At 60.1% G+C, this 24,917-nt stretch carries 21 protein-coding genes and 3 pseudogenes; 7 read left to right on the top strand and 17 right to left on the bottom strand.

Features of this window, described 5'->3' with window-relative positions:
* The first annotated feature begins 111 nt into the window (after nt 1–111).
* Complete coding sequence (locus AU381_RS06620; RefSeq protein ID WP_064240966.1) at nt 112–1,539, top strand: aldehyde dehydrogenase family protein; 1,428 nt, start codon at nt 112–114, stop codon at nt 1,537–1,539.
* On the opposite strand, the gene AU381_RS06625 is transcribed toward AU381_RS06620, so the two are convergent.
* The gene (locus AU381_RS06625) at nt 1,533–2,462 is read right to left on the bottom strand and encodes a LysR family transcriptional regulator (protein WP_064240967.1); all 930 of its coding nucleotides are present in this window, start codon (nt 2,460–2,462) and stop codon (nt 1,533–1,535) included. The genes AU381_RS06620 and AU381_RS06625 overlap by 7 nt on opposite strands.
* Nucleotides 2,463–2,553: 91 nt before the next feature.
* Between AU381_RS06625 and AU381_RS06630 the strand changes: the two genes are divergently transcribed.
* The 5 genes and pseudogenes from AU381_RS06630 to AU381_RS06650 all read left to right on the top strand — a co-directional run bounded on the left by AU381_RS06630 (nt 2,554) and on the right by AU381_RS06650 (nt 7,114).
* Entirely contained in the window at nt 2,554–3,732 is a 1,179-nt protein-coding gene (locus tag AU381_RS06630) for a DSD1 family PLP-dependent enzyme (protein WP_064240968.1), read from the top strand.
* Entirely contained in the window at nt 3,732–4,157 is a 426-nt protein-coding gene (locus tag AU381_RS06635; protein ID WP_064240969.1) for a RidA family protein, read from the top strand. Before AU381_RS06630 ends, AU381_RS06635 begins: the two co-directional genes overlap by 1 nt.
* Before the next feature lie 29 nt (nt 4,158–4,186).
* Complete coding sequence (locus AU381_RS06640; RefSeq protein ID WP_064240970.1) at nt 4,187–5,509, top strand: NAD(P)/FAD-dependent oxidoreductase; 1,323 nt, start codon at nt 4,187–4,189, stop codon at nt 5,507–5,509.
* Nucleotides 5,510–5,638: 129 nt separating this feature from the next.
* Nucleotides 5,639–5,985 (top strand): annotated as a pseudogene (locus AU381_RS06645) (cupin domain-containing protein).
* A 289-nt stretch (nt 5,986–6,274) separates the two neighbouring features.
* Entirely contained in the window at nt 6,275–7,114 is an 840-nt protein-coding gene (locus AU381_RS06650) for a GNAT family N-acetyltransferase (RefSeq protein WP_064240971.1), read from the top strand.
* Between the two features lie 180 nt (nt 7,115–7,294).
* Here AU381_RS06650 and AU381_RS06655 read toward each other — a convergent pair.
* The 10 genes and pseudogenes from AU381_RS06655 to AU381_RS06700 form a co-directional block, all read right to left on the bottom strand.
* Nucleotides 7,295–7,647: pseudogene (locus tag AU381_RS06655) on the bottom strand (cupin domain-containing protein).
* A 127-nt stretch (nt 7,648–7,774) separates the two neighbouring features.
* The gene (locus tag AU381_RS06660; protein WP_064241837.1) at nt 7,775–9,271 is read right to left on the bottom strand and encodes an NAD-dependent succinate-semialdehyde dehydrogenase; all 1,497 of its coding nucleotides are present in this window, start codon (nt 9,269–9,271) and stop codon (nt 7,775–7,777) included.
* A 195-nt stretch (nt 9,272–9,466) separates the two neighbouring features.
* A complete protein-coding gene (gene eutC, locus AU381_RS06665; RefSeq protein WP_064240972.1) occupies nt 9,467–10,462 on the bottom strand; it encodes an ectoine utilization protein EutC in 996 nt (331 codons plus the stop codon).
* A gap of 16 nt (nt 10,463–10,478) precedes the next feature.
* Entirely contained in the window at nt 10,479–11,444 is a 966-nt protein-coding gene (gene eutB, locus AU381_RS06670) for a hydroxyectoine utilization dehydratase EutB (protein ID WP_064240973.1), read from the bottom strand.
* Between the two features lie 267 nt (nt 11,445–11,711).
* A complete protein-coding gene (locus AU381_RS06675; protein WP_064240974.1) occupies nt 11,712–12,065 on the bottom strand; it encodes a cupin domain-containing protein in 354 nt (117 codons plus the stop codon).
* A gap of 23 nt (nt 12,066–12,088) precedes the next feature.
* Nucleotides 12,089–12,770 (bottom strand): annotated as a pseudogene (locus AU381_RS06680) (ABC transporter permease).
* 1 nt (nt 12,771) lies between these two features.
* Nucleotides 12,772–13,485: an ABC transporter permease subunit gene (locus AU381_RS06685; RefSeq protein WP_064240975.1), complete on the bottom strand. Its 714-nt coding sequence runs from the start codon at nt 13,483–13,485 to the stop codon at nt 12,772–12,774.
* A gap of 60 nt (nt 13,486–13,545) precedes the next feature.
* Entirely contained in the window at nt 13,546–14,361 is an 816-nt protein-coding gene (locus tag AU381_RS06690; protein ID WP_064240976.1) for a transporter substrate-binding domain-containing protein, read from the bottom strand.
* Nucleotides 14,362–14,395: 34 nt separating this feature from the next.
* Entirely contained in the window at nt 14,396–15,175 is a 780-nt protein-coding gene (locus AU381_RS06695) for an amino acid ABC transporter ATP-binding protein (protein WP_064240977.1), read from the bottom strand.
* A 16-nt stretch (nt 15,176–15,191) separates the two neighbouring features.
* A complete protein-coding gene (locus AU381_RS06700) occupies nt 15,192–16,592 on the bottom strand; it encodes an aspartate aminotransferase family protein (protein WP_064240978.1) in 1,401 nt (466 codons plus the stop codon).
* A gap of 521 nt (nt 16,593–17,113) precedes the next feature.
* Here AU381_RS06700 and AU381_RS06705 point away from each other — a divergent pair.
* Entirely contained in the window at nt 17,114–17,587 is a 474-nt protein-coding gene (locus AU381_RS06705; RefSeq protein WP_064240979.1) for an Lrp/AsnC family transcriptional regulator, read from the top strand.
* A gap of 130 nt (nt 17,588–17,717) precedes the next feature.
* Here the strand turns inward: AU381_RS06705 and AU381_RS06710 are convergent, their stop codons facing one another.
* From AU381_RS06710 to AU381_RS06735, 6 genes are all read right to left on the bottom strand, one after another.
* Nucleotides 17,718–18,194, bottom strand: a complete 477-nt coding sequence (locus tag AU381_RS06710) for an Lrp/AsnC family transcriptional regulator (protein WP_064240980.1) — start codon at nt 18,192–18,194, stop codon at nt 17,718–17,720.
* A 113-nt stretch (nt 18,195–18,307) separates the two neighbouring features.
* Complete coding sequence (locus AU381_RS06715; protein ID WP_064240981.1) at nt 18,308–19,642, bottom strand: NAD(P)/FAD-dependent oxidoreductase; 1,335 nt, start codon at nt 19,640–19,642, stop codon at nt 18,308–18,310.
* A gap of 86 nt (nt 19,643–19,728) precedes the next feature.
* Nucleotides 19,729–21,039: an NAD(P)/FAD-dependent oxidoreductase gene (locus AU381_RS06720; protein ID WP_064240982.1), complete on the bottom strand. Its 1,311-nt coding sequence runs from the start codon at nt 21,037–21,039 to the stop codon at nt 19,729–19,731.
* 273 nt (nt 21,040–21,312) lie between these two features.
* On the bottom strand, nt 21,313–22,191 hold the full coding sequence (locus tag AU381_RS06725; RefSeq protein ID WP_064240983.1) for an ABC transporter permease: 879 nt from the start codon (nt 22,189–22,191) through the stop codon (nt 21,313–21,315).
* A gap of 34 nt (nt 22,192–22,225) precedes the next feature.
* Nucleotides 22,226–23,176, bottom strand: a complete 951-nt coding sequence (locus AU381_RS06730; protein ID WP_064240984.1) for an ABC transporter permease — start codon at nt 23,174–23,176, stop codon at nt 22,226–22,228.
* A 70-nt stretch (nt 23,177–23,246) separates the two neighbouring features.
* Nucleotides 23,247–24,911, bottom strand: coding sequence for a peptide ABC transporter substrate-binding protein (locus tag AU381_RS06735; protein WP_064240985.1), 1,665 nt, complete (start codon nt 24,909–24,911; stop codon nt 23,247–23,249).
* Between the last annotated feature and the right edge of the window lie 6 nt (nt 24,912–24,917).

Raw genomic sequence — 24,917 nt, forward strand, 5'->3', positions numbered from 1 at the left:
CCTTCTTAAGCGAACATTCAGGCGACATAAATTGCCGTCTTCAGGTGAAATGGGGCATGCTTCTGACGTAGGCCCGCCCCGGCCGCATTGCACTGTCGAAAGGTTCAAACCATGATAACCGAACGAGGAACCCAGTTCTATATTGGCGGGGAGTGGCAAGAACACGCGGACGCACCAAGTCTGCCCGTCGTTGATCCCGCCTCGGAACGGATTATTGGGCGTATCGCCGCCGGAGACGCAAACCACGTCGATCTTGCAGTTGCGGCAGCGCGCAAGGCCTTCCCTGCCTTCTCTCAATCATCTGTGTCCGAGAGGCTCGAGCTGCTCGGCAGGGTGCATGCGCTACTGAAGGAGAGAGCGGAATTATTCGCGGAGACTCTCGTCATGGAGATGGGCGCAGCGATCAGCTTCGCGCGTGCCTCGCAGGTTTTCTTCGCTGCCGAGCACGTTCGCATCCAGATGGAGGTGCTTCAGAACTACCCGTTCCTGACGATAAATGGGCACACCGCAACGGCCAAGGAACCGATCGGCGTTTGTGCTTTGATCACCCCGTGGAACTGGCCACTCTACCAGATCACCGCCAAGCTTGCCCCAGCGATCGCGGGCGGTTGCACCGTCGTTCTCAAACCCAGTGAGCTGTCCCCCTACAGCGCCTTGCTCTTCGCCCAACTGATGCACGACGCCGGTACTCCGCCAGGAGTGTTCAACCTGGTCAATGGCACCGGAGAGAGTGTTGGTGCAGCTCTCTCAAGCCATCCCGATGTCGACATGATCTCAATCACCGGCTCGACGCGCGCGGGGGTACTCGTCGCGCAGGCGGCGGCCCCGACGGTCAAGCGAGTGGTCCAGGAACTTGGCGGCAAGTCCCCCAATATTCTGCTCGATGATGCTGATTTCGCCGAGGCGGTGCCAAAGGGCGTCCTTGCCGGCATGCGCAATGTCGGCCAGTCATGCAGCGCCCCGACGCGCATGCTCGTACCCGCCCATCGGCTCGCCGAGGTCGAGCGTCTGGCCAGCAAAACCGCGCTTGCCATCCGTGTCGGCGATCCGAAGGATCCGGCGACCACCATGGGGCCCATCGCCAATCGCGCTCAGTATGAGCGGGTGCAGGCCATGATCCGGGTGGGAATCGACGAAGGCGCGAAGCTCCTGTGCGGCGGACTGGGACGCCCAGCAGGTCTCGATCGAGGCTTCTTCACGCAGCCGACGATTTTTTCCGAGGTTCGGCCAGAGATGCGCGTCGCTCGCGAGGAAATCTTCGGGCCGGTCCTGGCGATCATGCCGTACCGGGACGAAGAAGAGGCAATCGCGATCGCCAATGACACGGTTTACGGACTGGGAGCCCACGTCCAGTCCTCGGATCCCGAGCGGGCACGGCGGGTCGCCTCCCGGATCCGCGCCGGGCAGGTTCATATCAACTATCCGGCATGGGACGGGGCGGCCACGTTTGGTGGCTACAAACGGTCAGGCAATGGTCGCGAATATGGCGTTCACGGGCTCGAGGAGTATCTCGAGACGAAGGCCATCCTCGGTTACTGACGAGGAGACCCCGCGCTAAGGGCTTGCCAGGGCGGCGGCTTCAGCGCCTGTCGAAGCATCGTCAGGAAGGCCGCAGTCCGGGCGCTTCGCCCGTGACGCGAACCGAGCATCGCGACAATGTCGGCCGGTGGGAGCTTCCAGTTGGGCAGCACCTGCCGCAGCCGTCCGTCAGCGAGATCTTCTGCCACGTTCCACTCCGAACGGATCATGATGCCCTGACCGGCAAGCGCCCACTCCCGGATGACGGCACCATCGTTGCTCGACATGACCGGATTGACGCGCACCGTCGCAATCTCCTGCCGCGGCCCCTTGAAACGCCACAGCGTCACGTCCTCCTCGTTCTCGCGCACGGCAAGACAGCGATGTTGAGCAAGATCGACAGGCGCTGAAATGGGCGGTGCCGAGTCGAGGTACCTCGGACTTGCGCAGAGTATTCGAGGGTTCGGCGCTAATGTCGTAACGACCTGGTCCAGATGCCCCGGCGCCCCGATGTGAACAACGACATCATAGCTTTCGACGAGCAGAGCCGCCGGATGGTCGGACAGCTGCAGCGTAGCGGTCGCGCCGCCGTGCTCTCGTGCGAACGCTTCCACGACCGGGGCCACATAGAGCCGTCCAAACCCGTGCGGTGCGGCGACCCTGAGGTGTCCGCGAACCGCACCCCTGCGATCAGCTAAGGCTTCAGCAAGCGAATCGATGGCCTCGCTGACGATAACGCTGTGAGAAGCGACCAGCGAGCCCTCTTCCGTAAGCCGCAGCCGCCGTCCGGACCTGTCGATCAGCCGCACCCCGACTTTCTCCTCCAGCGCACGCAGCCGCTGTGTCACCGCCGGAGGCGTCACGTTCAGCTTTCTCGCGCTTTCCGCGAGAGATTTCGAGTCTGTCAGCACCGAAAAGAAGGCAAGATCGTCGGACGTCAACATTAATGAGAACCTGAATCGAACATTCACTTGTCATTAATTGTCATCTTTATGATTTGACCGCAAGCTGAAATCCCGAATTGGAGATCAGATCATGGTCCTAGCGACGATCGACCCGACCACCCGGCTGGCCGCCTCGACCAGCCTTGAGGACCTGGAAACACCCTGTTTGGTCCTGGACGCCGACCGAATGGACAGGAATGTTCAGCGGCTCAGGAGCCGACTTGACGCCATGGGAGTGTCGCTCCGGCCCCATTTGAAGACCGCTAAGTCGATCGAAGTGGCACGGCAGGTGATGAGCTCGCCGGAGGGACCGGCGACCGTCTCTACCCTGAAGGAAGCTGAACAGTTCGCAGCGGCAGGCGTCCGGGACATAATCTATGCGGTCGGCATCGCCCCAGCCAAGCTCGCGCGTGTCGCGGAACTGCGGGCGAGCGGCGTCGATCTCGTAGTCACTCTGGATACCGTTCAGCAGGCAGAAGCGGTGGCCGAGGTGTCTCGGTGGACCGGGACGCGCATCCCGGCCATGATCGAGATCGATTGCGACGGCCATCGCTCCGGTGTGCGACCCACTGATCAGGCGCAGCTGCTGGAAATCGGCCAGGCGCTGACGGCAGGTGCCGAGCTGCGTGGCGTTCTCACCCATGCCGGCGACAGCTACAAGGGCGGAGGCGTCGAGGCGCTGCGGCTCTACGCGGAGACGGAACGATTGGCAGTCGTGGAGTCCGCGCGCATTCTGCGGACCGCGGGGCTGCCGTGCCCGATTGTCAGCGTCGGCTCGACACCGACGGCCCATCACGCGACGGATCTCGCTGGAGTGACGGAAGTCCGCGCGGGCGTGTTCGTCTTCTTCGATCTGGTAATGGCTGGGCTCGGTGTTTGCCAAATCGACGACATCGCGCTGAGCGTGCTCGCGACCGTCATCGGACACCAACGCGAGAAAGGCTGGATCATAACCGACGGCGGATGGATGTCGCTGTCGCGGGACCGTGGCACTGGCAAGCAGGCCGTCGACCAGGGCTATGGTCTGGTATGTGACGTGGATGGCACGCCGTATCAAGACGTCATCGTTGCCGACGCGAACCAGGAACATGGAATTATAGCGGTACGCCCCGGATCGAATGTACGACTCCCGGACCTGGCGGTCGGAGACCGGGTGCGGATCCTGCCGAACCACGCCTGCGCGACTGCTGCGCAGCACGAAACCTATCACGTGGTCCGCGGCCGCTCGCACGCTGTCGAGACCTGCTGGACCCGCTTCGGAGGCTGGTGATGCCCAAATCCCTGACTGTGAATACCGATCGAGTACCAAGCCCGGCGGGCCACTACTCACAAGCGAAGCTCGTCGGTCAGCACCTCTACATTTCGGGCCAGCTACCGATACGACCGGGTGGAGAGGCCCTGGCGGACGACAGCTTCGAGACCCAGGCGGCGCAGGCCCTCGATAACTTACTGGCGATTCTGGAAGCCGCAGGCGGAACCCCGGCCGATCTCGTGAGGGTAACCGCCTACATCGTCGACGTGGCGAATTGGCCTCGCTTCAACCAGGTTTATGTGGCGCGACTAGCGGATTCCCGCCCGGCTCGCACCGTCGTTCCGGTACCGGAACTTCACTACGGCTACCTCGTGGAAGTCGATGCAATAGCCGTCATTGCCTCCGATGCTCCTGCCACAGGGGCAGGAAACAGTGCCGAATAGATCGGCCGCCAGAGCTCAGGTCAGCCCCCATGTCTCCAATTGTCAAACGCATCCAGAACGATCAAGAGCTTCCCGCCAAGGCGGATGTCGTCGTCATCGGCGGCGGCATTGTTGGTGCAACGGCGGCATTCCTTCTCGCCGAGCGAGGACTGTCCGTCGCCCTGGTCGAAAAAGGCCATGTCGGAGGCGAGCAGTCGAGCCGCAACTGGGGCTGGTGCCGGCGGCAAAACCGGGATGAGCGCGAACTGCCGCTCTCAGGCGTCGCTTTGCAAGTCTGGGATGAGTTTGCGGCGAAGATCGGTGAGGACGTCGGCTTCCGCCGATGCGGCCTGCTCTACGCTACGGATGATCCCCGGCAGCTTGCGGAATGGGAAGCATGGCGTGATACGGCGCGCCCGTTCGACGTCAATACGAAGATGCTGAGCGCCAAGGAAGCGGCTGCCGCTATTCCGGCGAAAGGCCGCCGATGGCTGGGCGGAGTCCATTCGATCGATGACGGCAAGGCCGAGCCTGCCATCGCCGCGCCGACGATCGCGAACGGCGCTCGCAGATTTGGGGCGACGATCCATCAGGAGTGCGCGGCGCGAGGCCTCGATCTGGTCAATGGAGCGGTGGCTGGGGTGATCACCGAAAAGGGGATCATCCGGACACAAGCCGTTCTCTGCGCCGGCGGTGCCTGGACGTCCATGTTCTGTCGACAGTACGGAGTTCTGTTTCCGCAGGCGAGCGTGCGCCAGACAGCGCTTCGTACGCGACCTACAACGGATCTGGGCGAAGCGATCTACACGCCGGAGTGTGCGTTGACCCGCCGGTTGGATGGCAGCTACACGCTTGCGATCAGCGGCAGGGCTACACTGGATATCACCCCACAAGGCATTCGCTACGCCCGCTGGTTTATGCCGATGTTCCTGGCACGTCTGAAAGCGGTGCAAATAGGCATCGGCGAGTCCTTCTTTCATGGTCCGGAGGCATTCGCTAGCTGGAATGGCGACACGACGTCGCCTTTCGAACGGATGCGCGTTCTCGACCCCGCGCCGAGCCGTCGCACGATTGCGACTATTTTGAAGCGGGTCACGGAGCAGTTCCCTGCGATGGCAGGCATCGAAATCGCCGACAGCTGGGGAGCCTATGTGGATTGCACGCCGGACGCGGTGCCGGTCATCTCGCCGGCCGATGGCGTGAAGGGCCTTTACCTGGCCGCGGGCGGTTCCGGCCACGGCTTCGGCCTTGGCCCGGGCATCGGCCGTCTGGCGGCCGACCTGGTTGCCAACGATCAACCTTGTGTCGACCCCAGCCCCTTCCGCCTGTCGCGTTTCGTCGATGGTTCGAAAGTCAAAGTCGGCGCAATCTGATTGTGAAGGTTAGATCAGGACTAAGCGGCTAGTGCGACGCGCAGAGGGAAGCTGGCTGATTGGATCTGCATCCGTCATCTAACGACCACGCAGAAATCGCTTTCACTCAGGTAAAAAATGGAGAACCAGATGTCACTACTGAAAACCATCGACCCGAATCCCTCGTTTGAGCCGAAGCATAGAACTGCCGAGCCGGATCGCCTCATCGCAGGCAGCCCCGCTTTCAAGACCTGGTTGCAGGACACCGCCAAGGAGGGCAGAGTCAATACCGGCGTTTTCGAGGCGACGCCGGGCGAGACGCACTCCATCAAGGGCGAAACCTTTGAGTTCACGTCCATGGTGTGATCGAATTGACCGAGAAGGGTAAGGAGCCGGTCATTTATCGCGCGGGCGACAGCTTCGTCATGAAACCCGGCTATGTCGGAGTCTGGAAGACAATCGAGACAGTGCGGAAAATCTTCGTCACAGTCACCTGATCATTCGAGCGAGCGATGCTGTTTCGAGGTACATCGTCTCCTGATTTCAGGGCGGGAATGGGGCGATCCGGCACGCAAGGCCTTTCGATCGGCTCCATCCCGAAATTGGATGGGCGGTTTATCCGCCCATACCGTCTTCCAAACCGGCTCGCGCTTGCAGCGGAAGCCCCTTCAAAGAAGGGCTCGCGCACCGCTGTCGTCGCGGGTACAGCCTGAAACTTCAATATTTCACCCGGTATCGCGACAACCCGCCGAGGTGAGCTTAGAGACCAACGAAATGGATCAACCTATGCAAACGGAAACGGTCACTCTCGCGCCTTTCGAGGCGCACCATCTGGACGGTGCACTGGCGCTGTCGCGTGCAGCGGGCTGGGCGCACAGGAGAGAAGACTGGAAAATGATTTGGTCGATAAGCGAGGGACGCGTTGCCCTCGCGGGTGACCGTGTGGTGGGCACGGCGCTCATGACTCCCTTCGGCAACACCTGTTCAGCAATCAACATGATTATTGTCGATGAAAGCCAGCGCGGCCGTGGGCTGGGAAGACAATTGACCAGCGCCGTGCTCGAGCTCGCCGGGGATCGGGAATGCCGTTTGACGGCGACGAGCGACGGCTTACCTCTTTACGAGAAGCTCGGCTTCGTTGCGACGCATCAAGTCGTACGCCATCAGGGTGTTGTTGGTCGCGTCGATACACCTGAAAATGTCGGGTGGATCGGGCCCGACGACGCCCTGCCGGCAATCAAAGCGCTCGATCGTGCGGCTTTCGACGCCGATCGCGACGCGCTCCACGATGCGCTGGCGAAGGAGGGGCCGTTTGCCGTCGTCCGGAACGGTGACAATATCGTCGCCTTCGCGGCCACGCGGTCTTTCGGGATCGGCGAAGTCGTCGGGCCGGTAGTGGCAGAGAACGCCGAACGGGCGAGGGATTTGATCGCCTTCATCCTCTCCGGTAAGGAAGGCCGTTTCGTGCGCATCGACATCCCTGAACAGAGCGGCCTTTCCTCATTGCTCGAAGGTTGGGGGCTCCCTCACGAGGGCGGAGTTGTTGCGATGGCTCGAGGTGCTACAGCCGGGTCGCAAACGCCAAAGGTTCGGACTTTCGTCTTGGCCAGCCAGGCTCTCGGCTGACCTGAATATCTCAAGGGCATACTGCTGGAAGCACGAGCTGGGTTTAGCAGACGCTGGGACGAAATCCGATCAGCCCTTTTTCGGGCATTGCCGACCGGCAGACCTCCCCTGCCAGGTCGCTCCGTTCCCGCTTTAAAATAGGAGGTAGGGTGAGTTGGAACGGTCTCTTCGGTGCAACGGTTAAGTGACGGTGACGTAGATTTTTCGTACCGTCTCGATCGTTTTCCAGACCCCGACATAGCCGGGTTTCATGACGAAGCTGTCGCCCGCGCGATAGATGACCGGCTCCTCACCCTTCTCTGTCAATTCGACCACTCCCTGCAGGATATGGCAGAACTCAAAGGTTTCGCCCTTGATGGAGTGCGTCTCGCCGGGAGTGGCTCCCAGACGCCGGTATTCATCTTACCCTCTTTGTCGCTATCCTGCGCCCAAGTTTTGAAGACGGGTGCACCCGCGATCAGGCGATCCGGCGCGGGGGTCGCGTGCTTCGGTTCAAACGATGGATCCAGGTCGATCGATTTAAGTAGTGACATCTAGTTCTCCATTTTAACCTGAGTGAAAGCAAATCGTCGTCGTTAGACAAGATGGATGCGAGTCGCCTCCGACCCCTTAAGTTGTGAATAACGGTAGGAGGACGGAGCGGTCGGAATCGTCGGGTGCCTACCAGCTTGCGGCGATGTATTTCGTTTCGAGATATTCGAGCATGCCGTGATGGCTTCCCTCGCGGCCGAGGCCGCTCTGCTTCATGCCGCCGAACGGTGCGGCAGCATCGGAGACGACGCCTCGGTTGATTCCGACCATGCCACTTTCCAGCCGTCCGGCGACCGCAAGCGCGCGTTTGAGGTCACTGCTGAACACATAGGACACCAGCCCGTATTCGGTGTCGTTGGCCATCTGGACGACCTCGTCCTCGGTTTCAAACGGAATGACTGGCGCAACCGGCCCGAAGATTTCTTCGCCAAGTACCTCGGCATCGCGAGAAACGTCTGCCAGTACGGTAGGCGGATAGTAGAAGCCGTCCCCGTTCAACCGGCTGCCGCCGGTAACCAATCGGGCTCCCTTGGCAACAGCGTCGTCAACCAGGCGCTCCACCTTGGCGACCGCGGCCTCGGTGATCATTGGCCCGAGTTGCGTGTCCGGCGCCAGTCCTGGTCCGACCTTGAGCGCGGCCATCTCTTCCGCAAACCGGCGCGTGAAGTCCGCCAGAATCCCCTTCTGCACATAGAAGCGGTTCGCGGCAGTGCATGCTTCGCCGCCGTTGCGCATTTTGGCAACCATTGCTCCAGCGACAGCCGTCTCCAAGTCGGCATCGTCGAATACAATGAAGGGCGCATTGCCGCCGAGTTCCATGGAACAACTGACAACCTGGTCCGCAGCCTCGCGCAGCAGTGTCCGGCCGACGCCTGTCGAGCCGGTAAACGACAGCTTCCGTACCCGCTTGTCATGCAGCATGGCGCTGACCACGGGGCCGGCCTTCCTCGTTGTCACGATGTTGACCACTCCGGCCGGAACGCCGGCCTGCCGCATAATTTCGCCGATCGCCAGCGCCGTAAGCGGGGTCTCCGCTGCGGGCTTCAGGATACACGTGCAGCCCGCGGCCAGTGCGGGCGCCATCTTTCGGGTCGCCATTGCTGCCGGGAAGTTCCAAGGGGTCACCAACACGGCGATACCAATCGGCTCATGGTTGACGATGATCTGATTGGCGCCGGAAGGTGCAGGTCCGAATTCGCCCGGCGCCCGTACAGCTTCTTCCGCATACCAGCGGAAAAACTCCGCCGCGTAGGCGACCTCCGACCTGGCGTCGGCAAGTGCCTTGCCGTTTTCGACGGTGATCAATTGTGCCAACCATTCGGCCTGCTCGAGCACAAGGTGAAAACACTTCATCAAAACGTCCGAGCGACGCCGCGGCGAGGTCGCCTTCCAAACCGCAGCGGCCTTTTCCGCTGCGTCGACCGCGGATATTCCATCGCGGATATCACCGTCGGAAACTGTGGCGATCACATCTCCGGTCGAGGGGTCGACCACTTCAAAGGTGCGGTCTTCTTTTGCAGAAACCCATTCGCCGCCGATGAACAGTTGCGTAGGAGCATCGCGGACTACGGCAGCTGAGGCGGGAGAGACAAGCGGGGTTGTTTTTTGCGCGGGAGTTGGTTTCACGTTCAGCACCTTCGCTACCAATCAGGTTGGACACGCGATCAATATAAGATTGGTTTTGCAATTGGTGTCAATATAGATCAAATTGGTTGCGGTAATAATCTGCGAAGGCTCATGAACGCGGCTGCGGACTTTTGACCTTTGAGGCGGCAGTCTGTGGGTGTCCGAACATGAGCGTTGCGCAAAGACACGGCCGCCTCAGCACTCGAACATCTTGCCGGCGTTGAGTTCCTCGGCGCGCTGAAAGGCCAACGTGGCAATTGCGGTGTCCTGAACACCTGTACCGGTGAGATCGGCTATTGTGATGTCTGCATCGCGAATACGTCCGACCTTGCCGCCGGCAATGATTTGCCCCAGTTCCGGAAAATCCGTGTCGCTCGCAACCAGCCTACCCTCTATGGCATGATGAAGTTCCCCCAGCCTCCGCGTCTGTTTCAGGCTGTCCGCCACATAAAGGTCTGCGCGCGCAATCGCGGCCGGATCGATCTCGTTCTTATGTTCGGCGTCGGAGCCCATGGCTGTCACGTGCTGCCCGGGTTCTAGCCAGGAGGCATGAAGAATGGGGCGGTCTGCGGGTGTCGTTGTCACAATGATATGGGAACCCGATACTGCCTCCTTTGGATCGGCGAACGCAGTAACCGGCACGCTGTGCTCGAACTTCAACTGTTCGACGAGCGCCTCCGCCTTGGAGTGATCACGCGCCCAAATACGGACTTCTTGGATTGGTCTCACCAGAGTGAGCGCTTGGAGTTGCAGTCTCGCCTGAACACCCGCGCCAAAGATGGTTGCGATCGATGCATCGTGTCGCGACAGATGTTTTGCCGCGACTGCGCCGGCGGCTGCTGTCCTGATGTCGGTCAGGTAGCCATTATCCAGAAGAAGCGCCTGAATCAGTCCGGTTTTACTTGAGAGCAAAACCATCATCCCGTTTGTACTCGGAAGGCCGAGCTTCGGATTGTCAAAGAAACCGGGGCTGATTTTGATCGCGAAGCCGGTCAAGCCCGGAATATAGGCGGTTTTCACATCGACTTCGCCTCTGCTCTCAGGCACATCCAGACGCAGAATGGGCGGCATCTGCACCGCACTATCGACCGCCAGCGCGCGAAACGCGCCTTCCGTGCATTTAACCGCCTCGACGTCGAGCGGAATGATCTGTCTGAGCTCAGGCTCGGTAAGTATTCTAATAATAGGCATCAGTCCACCTCAGTTTCTATATAAGTCCGTTGATGACTTTTCGATGCAATGTCATGTCGATATTCTGACCCGACAGTATGACTGCTACCGGACCTTTAAGATGAGCCAGCTTAGCGGAAAGCAGCGCTGCGATACCAACTGCGCCAGCGCCTTCGACGACCTCCCGCTCTTTTTCGTAAGCGTGCCGCACACCGGCAGCTATCTCGCGTTCATTGACAAGAACGATATCGTCGAGAAGCGCTTTGCACATCGGGAAAGTCAAAGCGTTGCCCAACCCGATTCCACCGCCGAGCGAGTCGGCCAGGCTGCGATACTCCTTCACTTGCACCGGCTGGCCCGCGTCGATGCTAGCCTTCATGGCTGCCCCCCGATCCATGGTGACGCCGATGACCGTGGCCTGGGGTCGCTTGGCCTTTACGGCTGCCGCGACGCCTGCGGCCAACCCACCTCCAGAAAGTGGAACGAGAACAGTCGCGACCTCGGGCATCTCCTCGACGATTTCAAGCCCGACCGTTCCCTGGCCGGCGATAACGTGGGGATGATCAAAAGGCGGGATCATGCTGAGCCCATCTTCTGCAACCAGCCGCTCGACTTCTGCTTGTGCGTCGTCCTGCGAAGAGCCGACTGTCCGTACTGTTGCGCCCAGCCGTCGGATTTCCGAGACCTTGTTCTCCGGCACCAGACGCGACATGCAAATGGTCGCGCTAGAACCGACTACCCGGGCAGCATAGGACAGTGCCCTTCCGTGATTGCCGGTTGAGGCTGCGATGACGCCGCGATCGCGCTCCGATTGGCTGAGTTGAAGAACTGCATTGGTTGCACCCCGGAGCTTAAAGCTACCGGTCAATTGGCGATGCTCGAGCTTCAAGCTGACCTGCGCTCCGATGCGTTCGGAAAGCGATGTCGATATCGCTAGAGGAGTGCGGACAACGTGATTGGCGATCCGCCCACGTGCCTGCTCGATGAGGTGTTGGCTAATCATTGCGTTATATTTCACCTGCTTCAAAACCGGTCATGATCGGCCAAGTGGTCGCGTACCGGGCTCCCTCATCGGAGGTGCTCATGCAGCAACTCGGCGCGGCGGCCCAGTTCATCCTACCGCACCGGGGTTGGTGGCAGCGTCGAACAGCCAGTGGGACGTCAATCGGAAGCCTGCTCTAGCAACAAGGCTCAGGTCGTTGCGCGCGCCGCCTTTCACAAAGATGGCGGTCGCGCGCACTTCACGGATTTGCGACGGATGCCGGCGCGCTCAGTCGCGCGCGACCCAAAGTTTGCGTGTGGTCTCGATAACCCGCCATGTGCCGACGAAGCCGGGATGCATCACAAAAGCGTCACCAGCGCTGATCCTGCGGGGTTCGCCTCCATCCTCGGTGAGTTCGGAGACTCCGGAAAGGATGACGCAGAATTCAAAGGTCTCGCCCTTGATCGAACGGTAGGCGCCTGGAGTTGCCTCCCATACGCCCGTCCGCATCTTTCCGTCTGCGGTCGCGGCAATGTCCCAGCTAAGAAACTGCGGCTGTCCGTCGACCAGCCGCTCGGGAGGCGGGGCGCCCTTGCGCGGCGTCGGGAGATTGTTCTGGTCGACGAAGGTTAGTTTTGACATAGGTCACCTTTCTACTGTGACGTTTATTTTCCGAAAGACAGTTTTCTCTCGATCAGCTTTAGAGAAGTTAAGCTGATCACGTTCATCATCAGGTAGAACGCCGATGTGATGATGAAGATGTCCATGATGGCGAAGGTTTCGCTCATCAACCGTTTGGCATAGCCTGTGATCTCGAGGACCGTGATCGTCGATGCAAGGCTCGATTCCTTGACGATGATCGCAACTTCGCTGCTATAGGCAGGCAAGGCTTGCCTAACCGCCAGCGGAAACTTGACGTGGCGAAAAGTGGACCACACCGAAAGGCCGCAGGCTTGCGAAGCCTCGATTAGACCCCGCGGAAGGGAAAGGAGTGCGGTCCGGAAGATTTCCGCCGTATAGGCACCGGTGTTGAGCACGACTGGCCAGGGTCGCCGCATGCAGGCTGTCGCCGACAATCCACCAGATCACCGGGTTGCTGCGAACGGCACCTAGCTGGCCTAGTCCGTAATAGATCACGAAGACCTGCACCAGCATGGGCGTGCCGCGGAAGATGGCGCAGTAGATATCCGCGCTCCTGCTCAATATCCGGTTCCTGGATGTGCGGATGACAGCCAATGCAATGCCGAACGGCAATCCCAGAGCGACGCCGAAGACGCTGATCAGCAGGGTTATCTTGGCGCCCACCAGAAGGAACGGAACCGCATATGTGACAAGGTCTAGTTCCATCTTATCCCCGACTGAAGCCACGGTTGAAGAACCGCTCCGTATGACTGAAGAGCGTCTGGCTGACTGCCGTCAGCGCAAAAAACATCCCTGCAGCGGCGCAGTAGAACAAAAGCGGAGAGCGAGTGATGCCGGCGGCGATCGCCGCGGAGCGCATCAATTCCTGCATACCCACGACCGACACCAGCGAGGTGTCCTTGATGGTCATCTGCCAAACATTGTTGAGGCCGCCGAGGGCCAGTCGCAGAGCGATAGGCAGAGTGACGCGGAAGAAGGTGACGTGGGTCGGCAGGGCAAGGGATTTTGCCGCTTCCAGCAAGCCCACCGGCACGGCGTCGAGCGCGCCGCGGAACACTTCGATCGAATAGGCACATGATATTGCCGCGATCGCGACAACGCCGATGACGAAGGGATAAGCGTCGTCGGCGCTATTTTGGTATCCGAACGCGGTTGCCAGCCGCTGAACCCACTCGATCGAGCCGAAGAACAAGAGGTAGATGACGAGCAGTCCGGGAACGCCGCGCACAAGAATGCTGTAGCCGTCCACCGCTTGCGAGATTATGGGAAGGCGTCGCCACCGCAAAAGGGCCAGCGGCACCGCCACGATGATCCCGGCGAGCATGCCGAGCAGGCCGACCGCCAGTGTCACCGTCGCGCCGCGAAGAAGGGCAAATCCCCACCCCCGCTCAACCAGTAGAACCCATAGGTCTAAAGACATCGGACATATCTCCCGTTACGTCGTCGCGACTTCGGCCGCGACGACGTGTGGATCTCAGCCTCACTTCGTGCAGGGAATGGTGTAATCGTCCTTGAACCAATGAAGGCTGGCATTCTTCACCTTGCCTTCGGTGACCATTTTGCAGAGCGCCGCATCCAGTTTTGCCTTGAGCTCGGCATTGCCCTTGCGCATGCCGACGCCCATGCCGTGACCGAGCGACGCTGGATCGTCCATCGCCATGATCTTGACGTTCACTCGGGTGAACCCCGCCCCGTCCGGAGTGGCGAGGAAATCCGCCCAGGTCGGGTTGTCGCCGAAGGCGGCATCAAGGCGGCCTGCGGCGAGGTCAGCCGTCTGCTGCGTCGTTGCGTCGTAGGTTTTCAGATCTGCGCCGGGAACATGTTTTTGGATGAACCTGGCGTATGTGGTTCCGGTGACCACGCCGAGGCTCTTGCCGTCGAGCGCCTTTACGATCTCATCCAGGCTCTTGAGGCCGGCGATCGGAGAGTCCTTCGCCACCACGAAATAGAGGGGCGTGGTGGCATACGGAATGGAGTAGTCGATTTTCTTCTGGCGTTCCGCCGTGATGCCCAAACCGGAGATGATGACGTCAAACCGGTCGCTATCCATGGAAGGCACGAGCGTGCTGAAGGATTGGACAACGAACTTGCACTTCAACTTGAGCTCAGCGCAGATGCCGTTCGCTATGTCGGCATCGAAGCCGGTAACGTTGCCGTCAGCGTCGGCCATGCTGAACAGCGGTGCGTCTCCTTCAGTGCCGATCCGCAGTACGCCTTCTTCGGCTTGCGATGCCGCGGCTGAGGCCAGGAAGAGACCGGATGCGAGAACTGAGCGAAGCTTCGTGATTGTCGACATTGGAGTTACCCCTCTTTTCGTTTGAAAGCGGCCGTCAGGCGGCCAGTGGCATCACGCTGGAAAGGAATCGCGCCACAGCGTCAGACGCTGGATTGCGAAGCAATTCTTCCGGCGTACCGTCCTGCTCAATTTCACCTTTGTGCAGGAAGATCATTCGGTTCGAGACGTCTCGCGCGAACCGCATTTCGTGGGTGACGAGAAGGATGGTGGCTCCCTCGTCGGCAAGCCCTCTGATGACCCTCAGAACCTCCCCGACAAGCTCCGGATCAAGCGCGGAGGTGGGTTCGTCGAAAAGCATGATCTTCGGGCTCATCGCGAGCACGCGGGCGATCGCGACACGCTGTTGCTGGCCGCCGGAGAGTTGATGGGGATAGCGGTCGCGAAAATCGGCCATGCCGACCTTCGCAAGTGCCGAGAGCGCGATCTCCTTCGCGTCGCGCTTGTTCTTTCCGAGCACGTGGAGCAACGCCAGGGTCACATTGCCAAGCGCGGTCTGGTGCGGCCACAGATTGAAGTTCTGGAACACCATGCCGATGCGACGCCGGAAGTTCCTGATGTGGTGAGCACTGTGGATCTCGGTCTTGCCATGATGGTTCACGGCTGCCGAAACGGCGTCACCCATGACCTCGATTTCACCGGAGGTCGGCGTCTCAAGGAAATTCACGCAGCGTAGCGCCGTGCTCTTGCCCGAACCGGACGATCCAACCAGCGAAATGACCTCGCCCTCGGTCATTCGAAAGCTGACGCCGTTCAATACCTTCGTCGGTCCAAAGGATTTGCAGAGTTCACGGACTTTCAGCACGTTTGCCTTCATGACCAATGCCGTATCCTCAGCCTTTCACCGCACCCTGCGCGTAAAGTTCGCGCAGGACTTCATCCACTGCAGCCTTTGCGATGAAGACCATCTCGTCGATCTCCGCTTCGCTCATGGTAAGCGGTGGTGCGAACCCCAGGATGTCGCCATGGGGCATGGCGCGAGCGATGAGGTTCCGGTTGCGCGCGGCCTGAGAAATACGCGCGCCGACCTTCAACGCGGGACTGAATGGCACTTTCACGCCGCGGTCCGGGACAAATTCGACCGCCGCCATCATGCCCACGCCGCGCACTTCGCCAACGATTGGGTTCTGTTCCAATTCGGCCTTGAGCCGGCCCAGGAGATAGTCTCCCTTCTTTGCCGCCTGCCCGGGGAGGTCGTCGCGCTCCACGATGTCAAGGACCGCGTTTGCGGCTGCTGCGCCGATCGGGTGGCCGGAATAGGTGTAGCCGTGCGAGAAGGCGCCCACTTGAGGCGTCGCCTCCTGCATGACGTCGTAAACCTGTTCGGATACGATCGCGGCCGAAAGCGGCACGTATGCCGATGTCAACCCCTTCGCGACCGTGACGAGGTCCGGCACCATGCCGTACAAATCGGAGCCGAACATTGCTCCCGTGCGGCCAAAACCGCAGATCACCTCGTCAGCAATCAACAGGACGTCGTACTTCTTCAGCACCGCCTGGATTCTTGACCAGTAGCCTGACGGCGGCGGGATAATACCGCCGGTGCCGAGCACCGGTTCAGCGATGAATGCAGCCACCGTTTCCGGGCCTTCGGCCAGGATAAGTGCTTCGAGCTCACGCGCGCGACGTTCAGAAAACGCCTCTTCCGTCTCGCCCGGTAATGCGCCGCGATAATGATGAGGCACGCCGGTGCGCAGTATGCCGGCTACGGGCAGGTCCATGTGGTCGTGGTAGAAGCTGAGCCCGGTCATCGAGCCCGACACGACGGAGCATCCGTGATAGCCGCGTTCGCGCGCAATGATCTTCTTCTTCGCGGGCTTGCCGCGAAGATTGTTGTAATACCAAACGATCTTGGCTTGCGTCTCGTTGGCGTCCGACCCGGAAAGGCCAAAGAAGACCTTGGACATGCGCCCGGGCGCCATTTTCACAAGCCGATCAGAAAGCCGGGCGAGTTCTTCCGTGGTATGGGCGGCGTAGGAGTGATAATAGGCCAGCTTGTAGGCCTGACGAGCGATGGCTTCGGCCACCTCCGTTCGGCCATAACCGACGTTTACGCAGTAAAGACCGGCAAAACCATCGATATATTCGCGCCCACTCGCATCCTTGATGCGAACACCCTTGCCAGTTTCCACAATGGTCGGCGCGATCGCACCTTCGGCATAGTCCTGCAGATATGTGAATGGATGTAGGACAGATCGCCGATCCATTTCGCTTATTTCGACAACAGTTTTCATTGCAAGTTCCTCAGGCGGCGCGACCGCCAACACACATATTCAAGTTCGATGAATGCCTCCGGGGACCCGATTGCTTCAAAAGCCAACGGGGATCGGTGCACGCCGTCGCCGCGGTGAATCTGACATCGCCGAAAAGAGGCGCATTGCGGGTCTATTGTTGCTGTCCAGAGACACCGGGTGCCCGGCCGCCCTCGATCGCGTCGCTATCGAGGGGAAGGTCGCAGTCGTCGACATCGGCGATTTTCCGTCGCCTGCAGGATCGACGACCGCGGTGGCGGCCGCCCCATGCCATCCACCCGCGACAAAAGCCCTGGTGCGGAGAAGCGTCAGATCGCTCCTTGTTTTCAGTGCATCCAGCGCCGATGGCCCATTATTCAGCATATTTTCTCTCGGATTGGCGTGTCCAATGAGCGAGAGCTTATGTGCATCCGAGCGATCGATTTTAACGGACTGAGGGCCCCGCACGCAGGAATCCTGCTTTTGCGGCGCTCAGGCGAAGATAAACTGCATAGGAGTGTGGGGTGGAACTCGACAGGCTAGACGCTCGCCTACTGAGTGTTTTGCAGACAAACAATCGGCACAACTATGAGGTGCTTGGTGAACTGGTGGGGCTGTCGCCGACGGCCGTGCAAAGACGTGTAAGGCGCCTGAGAGAGCATGGGGTCATCGAGGCGGATGTCTCGATTGTGAAGCCGAAGATGATCGGCCGGCCGATCGCCATGCTGGTGCTTGTGTCCTTGGAGCGGGAACGCGCCGACATAGTGGACCGGTTCAAGCAATCTATCCGCCAAACACCTGAGGTGATGAACGGCTATTACATCACCGGCGAGTCGGACTTTGTCTTGATCGTGACAGCCCAAAGCATGGAGGACTATGAGGTGTTTACGCGAAAGTTCTTCTATGAGAACCCGGATATCAAGGGATTCAAGACAATGGTGATAATGGACAGAGTGAAGGTCGGCTTTGCATTGCCAATCGACCTCAGTGCCTTCTGAGTTTCAGTTTCAATCAGCGTAAGCAGGTCTGCTGGCTTGGTACTGCGGCTGTTGCGCCTTACGAGGCGTTATCGACAAATGCTTGATAAACCACTCTCTCAAGGGAGTTGTCCGGTCGACCCAAGGCTCACTAAATGCCGAACAGATTCGTCAGGGGCATATGGTACTTCGTGATTGGCGATTTGAGCACGACGAAACTGAAGTATTTCTCGATTCCGATGTCCATTTCTACCAACCGCTCCATCAGCGACTGGTATTCCCCTATGCTGCTCGCCACGAACTTGACGAGATAGTCATAATCGCCCGAGACGACGTGGCATTCGATAATTTGGTCTATATTTTGGATGGCCGACATGAAGCGGGCGATGTCGGCCTGGCGATGGTTCCTCAGGGTTATCTCTGTAAAGACAGTCAGAACCGGGCCAAGCTTTCCAATATTGATCATCGCAGAATAGCCGCCGATATAGCCTTCTGCCTGCAGCTTCTTCACTCGCACGAGACAAGGAGTTGCGGATAGGTTAACTAGCTCAGCGAGTTCGACATAAGTCATACGTCCGTTCTTCTGGAGCTCAGAGAGGATCTTGATGTCAATTCTATCCAGTTTCATGTGCGCCCACCCGGTTGTTGCCACGACCTTTGCATGAGCGGTGGGAGTCTCGTCAGTGGACGAGGCTCGGTGACAATAATCGCTTGGGTTCCAAACGGCAGCCGATCTAACGGCTACATCATTTCCGGTCTGCGGATCGCCGAGCCATCGCTGAACCGGCTCAGCCTGTATGGCAAAATGTCGGTCAGTGGCTCTTCATTCATGACGATCTCGCTCACCAGCCGGCCAGCCCCCGGTCCGATCGCGAAACCGTGTCCGCTAAAACCCGCGGCGATGACGTAGCCGGGGAGTTCCTCCACTCTCGAGATAACCGGCACGAGGTCCGGAGAGGTATCGATGAGCCCGCCCCAGGCGCGCTCGACCCCGATCCCTTTAAGCGCAGGGTATTCGCTTTCAAGGTTCTTCACTGCGAGCTTGACGAGTTCCACGTCGGGCGCCGGATCCAGAATGCGGCTCTTTTCAAACGGGGAGATCTCGTCGTTCTCCCAGCTGCCGAAGGCATCGGGACCATTCCAGAAGCTGCTGTTGAGGCGGTATTTGAGCTTTTTGCCGATCTTGCTGCGATACATCTCGTAGAACTTGAAAGCGTATCGCATTCCTCGCGGCGTGATGTCGAGCGTACCGCGCCCGGGTACGGCAATGGTGTAGGAGCCGTCGGTCCGACGCCGCAACACGAAGTTCGAAGCCGATAGGCATCCTGCCCGAACGATTTCGGGCGCCGGGGTTGTCTTGATCGCCGTCCCGGCGATGTTGGCGACTGGAAGTTCGATGCCATAGCGATGAGAAAAGCGGGAAGCCCATGCCCCGCCGGCGCAAACAACGGTGCTCGCTTTCACATTTCCCCGCTCCGTCCACACCCCTGTTACCCGGCCATTGGTAATGTCGAGGCCTCGAACGGCGCAGTTCTGATGGAGCGACACGCCCCTTTCCTTGGCAGCCTCGGCGACGGCAGGCACGGCAAGGCTCGGTTCCGCTCTCCCATCGGTCGGAGACCAGACGCCGCCGATCCAGGAGGAAGTACCGCCCGAAGCCCGCTCGTTCGCCTTGGAAGCAGTGAGTATCTCGCTGTGAAATCCCTGGACGCGTGCTGCCTGGCCCCACTTTTCCCAACGGGCGACATCCGCCTCGCTCTTGGTGCAGTAGAGTATTCCGGTCCGGCGAAAACCGAGATCGCGGCCGATCTCGGGGCCCAACTCCTCCCAGCGCCGCAGACTGTACATGGCAAGGGCAAGCTCATGGAGATCGCGGTTCTGCTGACGGACCCACCCCCAGTTGCGGCTTGACTGCTCGCCGCCGACGATGCCCTTTTCGAGCAGAGCAACGGAGACCCCTTGGCGGGAGAGTTCATAGGCCGTGCATGTACCGACGATCCCTGCCCCGATGACGACGACATCCACCTGGGTTGGAAAAGAGGCGCTATCACGGACCTTCTGAATCTCGACCGGCATGATCTTTTGTATTCCTCTGGAATTGGGCATGAGTTTCTCGAATAGCGCCCCCCGGAAGGAGGGCTAGAATCCTCAATGGTTAAGCTCTATCGGCGAGCGCGGTACAGGGCGATGCGGTCCTGCATTCGATAGCCCTCAATGATCGCCGGCATGAACCAGGGATTGCCACGGTAAAGGGGGATGAACGCAGGCGGCCGGAAGTCGAACGCCGTGCGCGCTTGCTCGCCATGTCCCAGCAGCTTGTGAGCCGCGCGCGTTCCGATCCATGGCGCCCAGACCACGCCCGAACCGCAGAAACCGGTGGCATAGACCACGCCGTCCTTCTCGAAGATGCGGGGCAGCATGTCGCGGTGCATCGCCACATTGCCAAACCAGGTGTGCGACAGGCGAACGTTCTCCAGCTCCGGGAACAGGTTTACCAGGCCCCGCCGCAGAAACAGCTTCGGCGCGGCGGGATCCCCGAAACGAGAACTGTCGCGCCCCCCCAACAAAATGCGTTTGCCGTCGGGCGTCGGGCGGTAATAGAAGCCAAGCTGCCGGCCCTCGATCATCATCATCCGCTTCGGCATCAGCCGGTCCATCACCTCCGGCGCGAGCTCCTCGGTGACAATGATCCGGCTGCGAACCGGAACCAGCCGGCGGCGCAAGAAGGGAACCGCGCCATCGGTATAGCCGTTCGTGCAGACCAGAACCTGGCGGGCCTGCACGGTGCCGGATTCAGTCACGACACGGAACTCGGAGCCATCGCGTTTTACCGCAGTCACGCGCGTACCGGCATGGACGGTCAGTCCCGATGCTAGCGCCACCCGCAGGAGCTCCGCGTGGAACTTGGCCGGGTGCAGCCCGCCAATATCCATCCGCGCCATGCCGCCGCGATAGAAGTCCGTGCCGATGAAGTTGCGCTGTTCGGCGTACGGCACCGCATAGGCCTCGATCCCCAGTCTCTTCGTCAGCACTTCGGCGCTGCGGGCCGTCTTCTCGTAATCGTCATATCCGATCACGCCCTTGAACTGGCCAACCAGCTGGAAGTCACAGTCGAGCCCTTCGGTCCTGATGAAGTCATAAAGGAACTCGCGGGCGATCTTGCCCTCGGCCTCGATTGCAATGGCCTTCTCTTCGCCGAAGCGCCGCGTGATCGTGGCGTAATCGGGCCGAATGCTTCCGCTCGTAATTCCGCCGTTGCGCGTCGAGGCCCCCTCGCCTGGGTTCATCGCATCGAAGGCCGCGACCGAACGGCCCTCGCGCGCCAGAACAAGACCCGCGGACAGCCCGGTGTATCCCGCCCCTATGATCGCCACGTCGAGCTTCTTGGCCAGCGGCCGCCGCGGCAGCGGTTTGACGGGTGCCTCTTCCCACCAGTAGGGCGTGTTCTTGTCTGCTACTCTGGAGTCTTCCATGGGACTGACTTCTCGTTGCGTTTGGCGAAGCTTTTTTGGGACTATCGACAGAAATGAGCGGCGACGTTCGAGCGGGTGACATAGTCCAGCAGCTACGGATCGCCCTCTGTCGAACCCATCCACGAGCTGCATTTTCCTGAAGCGCGCCGCGATTAACGTGTTCATGCGACGCGCTTTAGCTCTTTGGTTTATGCATGTCGTTGTCCCAAACCGCTGTAAAGTTTTGGAGCGACATGCAATAAAGCTGCCGCGACCGGCCGGACGTCATTTCCCTCAGCTGTGATCACCGCGAACATCGAGCGCATCCCGGAGCCCATCGCCGATGAAGTTGAAGCTGGTGACCGCGATGGTAATGGCGGCTCCGGGGATGATCGCCAGCCAAGGTGCGGTACCCAGATACTGCTGCGCACCGTTCAGCATATTGCCCCAACTGGGCAGCGGCGGCTGAATTCCATAGCCGAGGAAGCTGATATAGGCCTCCATGAGGATGGCGCGGGCGACGGTGAGCGTGGCCGCGACAATGATTGGGCCGACGGCGTTGGGAAGGATCTCGCGGAACATGATATGGGTTCCGCTTAAGCCCAGCATGCGACCGGCCTGGACGAATTCCCGCTCGCGAAGGGAGCGGACCTCGGCCTCGACGATCCGTGCAACCTCCATCCAGCTCGTGGCAGCGATGACAACGGTAATCATCATCGGGCTTGGCTTCAGCGCCGCGGCAAGCGCCAGCACCAGGAAGATCGACGGAAAGGACAGGAATCCATCCACCGTGCGCATCAGCGTCGTGCCGATCCAGCCGCCCCGGTAGCCCGCAAGCACGCCGACAAGGGTGCCGATCAGCGTCGACAACAGCATCGCGGAGAAGCCGACCAGCAGGGAAACCCGCCCCGCCATGAAGAGCCGCGCCGCCAAGTCCCGTCCCAGCGGATCGGTGCCCATGTAATGGTGGCCCGTGAAGGGCGGAGCAAAGCGGGCGCGCAGATCGATGTAGAGTGAATCATACGGCAGCACGTAGGGGCCCAAGACGCACGCCAGCGTCAGGATGGCGATCATCACCATCCCGAGCAGAGCCAGATGGTGGTTCATGAAGCGGTGTGCCGTTCGGCTGTTCCACCAACGCTCCTGGCGTGAATTTGCGACAATGGCGGTCATAATGGTGGCCTCCTGTTGAGCGTCCATGAGGCGATTAGCTCAGACGGATACGGGGATCGATGATGGCGACGACGATGTCGGCGATCAGGTTGCAAAGCACGACGAGAATTGCCGAGAACATGAGCAGCCCCATCACCACCGGGTAGTCGCTGTAGCCGAGACTGTCGAGGAACAGTCGGCCCATGCCCGGCCAGGTAAACACCGTCTCGGTGACCAGAGCACCCGTGAGGACGCTGGGAAGCTGCATTCCCGCCAGCGTGATCATTGGCAGCAGCGCATTGCCGACGACGTGCTTCATCAGGATGCGGCGCTCGCTCAGCCCCTTGGCGCGGGCGGTCTTGACGAATTCCTGGCTGATGACGTCGAGCGTCGCCGTGCGCATGTAGCGGCTCCAGATGGCGACATGGACCAGCGCCAGCACGATGCTCGGCATGATCAGGTGATGGATATGGTTCAGAACCGAACCGTCGCCGATCGTGTACATGTTGCCGGCCGGCAACCAGCCCAGTCGGAGCGAAAACACATAGATGCCGACAAGCCCGAACCAGAAAGTCGGGATCGACAACGCCACCATCGCGCCGACCGTCGCCAGATAGTCGAAGACAGAATAGCGGTGCGTGGCGCCGCGAATGCCGATCCACGTGCCGACGGCGATCGCGATGACGGTGGATGAACCCATCAACAACAGCGTTGCAACAAGGTGGCGGCCAATCACATCCAAGACCGGCGCGCCGTCGCGGAAGGAGTGACCCCAGTCGCCCTGTACGAGGCGCCAAGCCCAGTCGAGATATTGCATCCACAGCGGGCGGTTGAGCCCCAGCTGCTCCTTCAGACGATTGAGATCATCCTGTGTCATGCTGGGATCAAGCCCGAATTGCGCCAACGGGCCGCCCGGAATGAGATTCAGGACGACGAACCCGATGACCGAAACAATCAGGAGCAGGACGAGGCTTTGTGAAAGGCGATTGAGCAGGAAGCCGCGCATTGGCTCTCCTCCTTCATGACAGCATCAATGGATAGGCCGCCGCCGCAACTCGCGACGGCGGCAGCGTATGTCAGCTTTGCCAGCGCCATCCGGCGGCATGCCAGGAGGCGGTGCGGGTGTTGGAATTGGGCTCCCACCCTTCGAGACCTTCCTTGCGACCAACTACATAGGTAGCGGCAAACAACGGCAGGAACGGCAGGTCCTCACGAACGATTTCCTGAATACGGGAGTAGATCTCGCGACGCGCCTCCGGATCGAAGGTTTGGGCACCTTTCTTGAGCAGCGCGTCAACCTCCGGATTGGAATACTGGCCGACATTCGAGCCTTTTCCGCCCTTGGCAGCAATTGCGCTGGTAGCGAGGCGGTTAGTGGCGTCCGGATCCGCCGCAATGAGATGGGTAACACCCGCGATCGCCGAGTCGAATTGCGACTTGAGCCAGAACTCACCAAACATGACGGCCGCCGGCAGATTGGATATCGTCATCTCGACGCCGATCTCCGCGAATGTCTGCTGCAGGAACTGCTGCACTTGTTCGCGCAGATTGTTGCCCGACGTCGTCGAATTGGCGAACGACAGCCGCACCCCGTCCTTGGCACGTATTCCATCCGGCCCCGGAACCCAGCCCGCCTCGTCGAGGATCTGTCGCGCCCGGTCAAGGTTGAACTCCTGCGCCGGCAGGTTCGGATTGTAATAGTAGGACGTCCGTGGCATGAACGTCTCGGTGAGCGTGCCGACGCCGTAATAGATCGCGTCGATAATTGCTTTTCTGTCCATCGCGGCATAGAGCGCCTTGCGGACAGCCGGGTCCTTGAATTGCGGCTTCTCGAGATTGAGATAGATCGACTCGACTGATGCCCCAGATACCAGCGTCACCACACGGCCCGGCAATGTCTTGGCTTCCTCGTAGTGGTCGGCGGTGATGTATGCCTGGTCTGTAAGGTCGATGTCGCCGCTCTTGAACTGGGTGTAGAGCACGGTCATGTCAGGGATGTACTTGAAGACGAGCCGCTCGATATAGGGACCGTCCCCAAAATATTGAGGGTTCGCGACCAGCTCGAGATGATCGCCCGCGACGCGCTGCGCCCATTTGAATGCACCGGTGCCGACAGGTGCCTGATTGAAGGCGGCAGCGTTGGGATCGGCCTCTTTCTCAAGAATGTGCTTGGGCACCATAAAGGTTTCGGTGAGGAACGACAGATAAGGGGCGAAAGCCTCCTCCATCCGCCAGGTAAGCTCAGTCGGGGAAACCACCGTGATATCTCGTACCAGTGAATGCCCGCCCGTGCGCCAGGCGCGGAAGTTCGGGTTGGTGATGAGCTCGAGAGTGAACTTCACATCCTCGGCGGTAAAGGGCTCGCCATCGTGCCAGCGAACGTCATCACGCAGGCGGACGCGCCACTTCAGACCGTCCTCCGAAATGCCGCCGTTCTGCTGTGTTGGCACTTCGGCGGCAAGATTGGGCTGAAGAACACCCTTCGGATCGATGCGGAAGAGGGCGTCGAATAGGGAAAAATGGACCGCATCGTCTACCTCGATATGGGCCATCAGCGGATGGAAGACGGTGGGTTCCTGCGAAAGCCCGACGACGACGCGGCCGGTTGGGTTAGCAGTATCGGCAAAGGCAGGCTTGCCGAGCAGGTTGGGAGCGGCAAAGCACGCAATGCCGCCCGCTGCCATTAAGCGTAGCGCGTCGCGCCGTGAATAGCCCGATTTCGTTGTAGAATCTTTCGTCATGATATT

The organism is Sinorhizobium glycinis, assembly GCF_001651865.1.
GTDB classification, from domain to species: Bacteria; Pseudomonadota; Alphaproteobacteria; order Rhizobiales; family Rhizobiaceae; genus Sinorhizobium; species Sinorhizobium glycinis.

Coding starts and splice junctions, on each gene's coding strand:
- AU381_RS06625 (WP_064240967.1), bottom strand. CDS start 2,462: ATGTTGACGTCCGACGATCTTGCCTTCTTTTCGGTGCTGACAGACTCG.
- AU381_RS06700 (WP_064240978.1), bottom strand. CDS start 16,592: ATGAAAACTGTTGTCGAAATAAGCGAAATGGATCGGCGATCTGTCCTA.
- AU381_RS06695 (WP_064240977.1), bottom strand. CDS start 15,175: ATGAAGGCAAACGTGCTGAAAGTCCGTGAACTCTGCAAATCCTTTGGA.
- AU381_RS06640 (WP_064240970.1), top strand. CDS start 4,187: ATGTCTCCAATTGTCAAACGCATCCAGAACGATCAAGAGCTTCCCGCC.
- eutB (WP_064240973.1), bottom strand. CDS start 11,444: ATGATTAGCCAACACCTCATCGAGCAGGCACGTGGGCGGATCGCCAAT.
- AU381_RS06720 (WP_064240982.1), bottom strand. CDS start 21,039: ATGGAAGACTCCAGAGTAGCAGACAAGAACACGCCCTACTGGTGGGAA.
- AU381_RS06690 (WP_064240976.1), bottom strand. CDS start 14,361: ATGTCGACAATCACGAAGCTTCGCTCAGTTCTCGCATCCGGTCTCTTC.
- AU381_RS06735 (WP_064240985.1), bottom strand. CDS start 24,911: ATGACGAAAGATTCTACAACGAAATCGGGCTATTCACGGCGCGACGCG.
- eutC (WP_064240972.1), bottom strand. CDS start 10,462: ATGCCTATTATTAGAATACTTACCGAGCCTGAGCTCAGACAGATCATT.
- AU381_RS06675 (WP_064240974.1), bottom strand. CDS start 12,065: ATGTCAAAACTAACCTTCGTCGACCAGAACAATCTCCCGACGCCGCGC.
- AU381_RS06710 (WP_064240980.1), bottom strand. CDS start 18,194: ATGAAACTGGATAGAATTGACATCAAGATCCTCTCTGAGCTCCAGAAG.
- AU381_RS06620 (WP_064240966.1), top strand. CDS start 112: ATGATAACCGAACGAGGAACCCAGTTCTATATTGGCGGGGAGTGGCAA.
- AU381_RS06715 (WP_064240981.1), bottom strand. CDS start 19,642: ATGCCGGTCGAGATTCAGAAGGTCCGTGATAGCGCCTCTTTTCCAACC.
- AU381_RS06650 (WP_064240971.1), top strand. CDS start 6,275: ATGCAAACGGAAACGGTCACTCTCGCGCCTTTCGAGGCGCACCATCTG.
- AU381_RS06730 (WP_064240984.1), bottom strand. CDS start 23,176: ATGCGCGGCTTCCTGCTCAATCGCCTTTCACAAAGCCTCGTCCTGCTC.
- AU381_RS06635 (WP_064240969.1), top strand. CDS start 3,732: ATGCCCAAATCCCTGACTGTGAATACCGATCGAGTACCAAGCCCGGCG.
- AU381_RS06725 (WP_064240983.1), bottom strand. CDS start 22,191: ATGACCGCCATTGTCGCAAATTCACGCCAGGAGCGTTGGTGGAACAGC.
- AU381_RS06685 (WP_064240975.1), bottom strand. CDS start 13,485: ATGTCTTTAGACCTATGGGTTCTACTGGTTGAGCGGGGGTGGGGATTT.
- AU381_RS06630 (WP_064240968.1), top strand. CDS start 2,554: ATGGTCCTAGCGACGATCGACCCGACCACCCGGCTGGCCGCCTCGACC.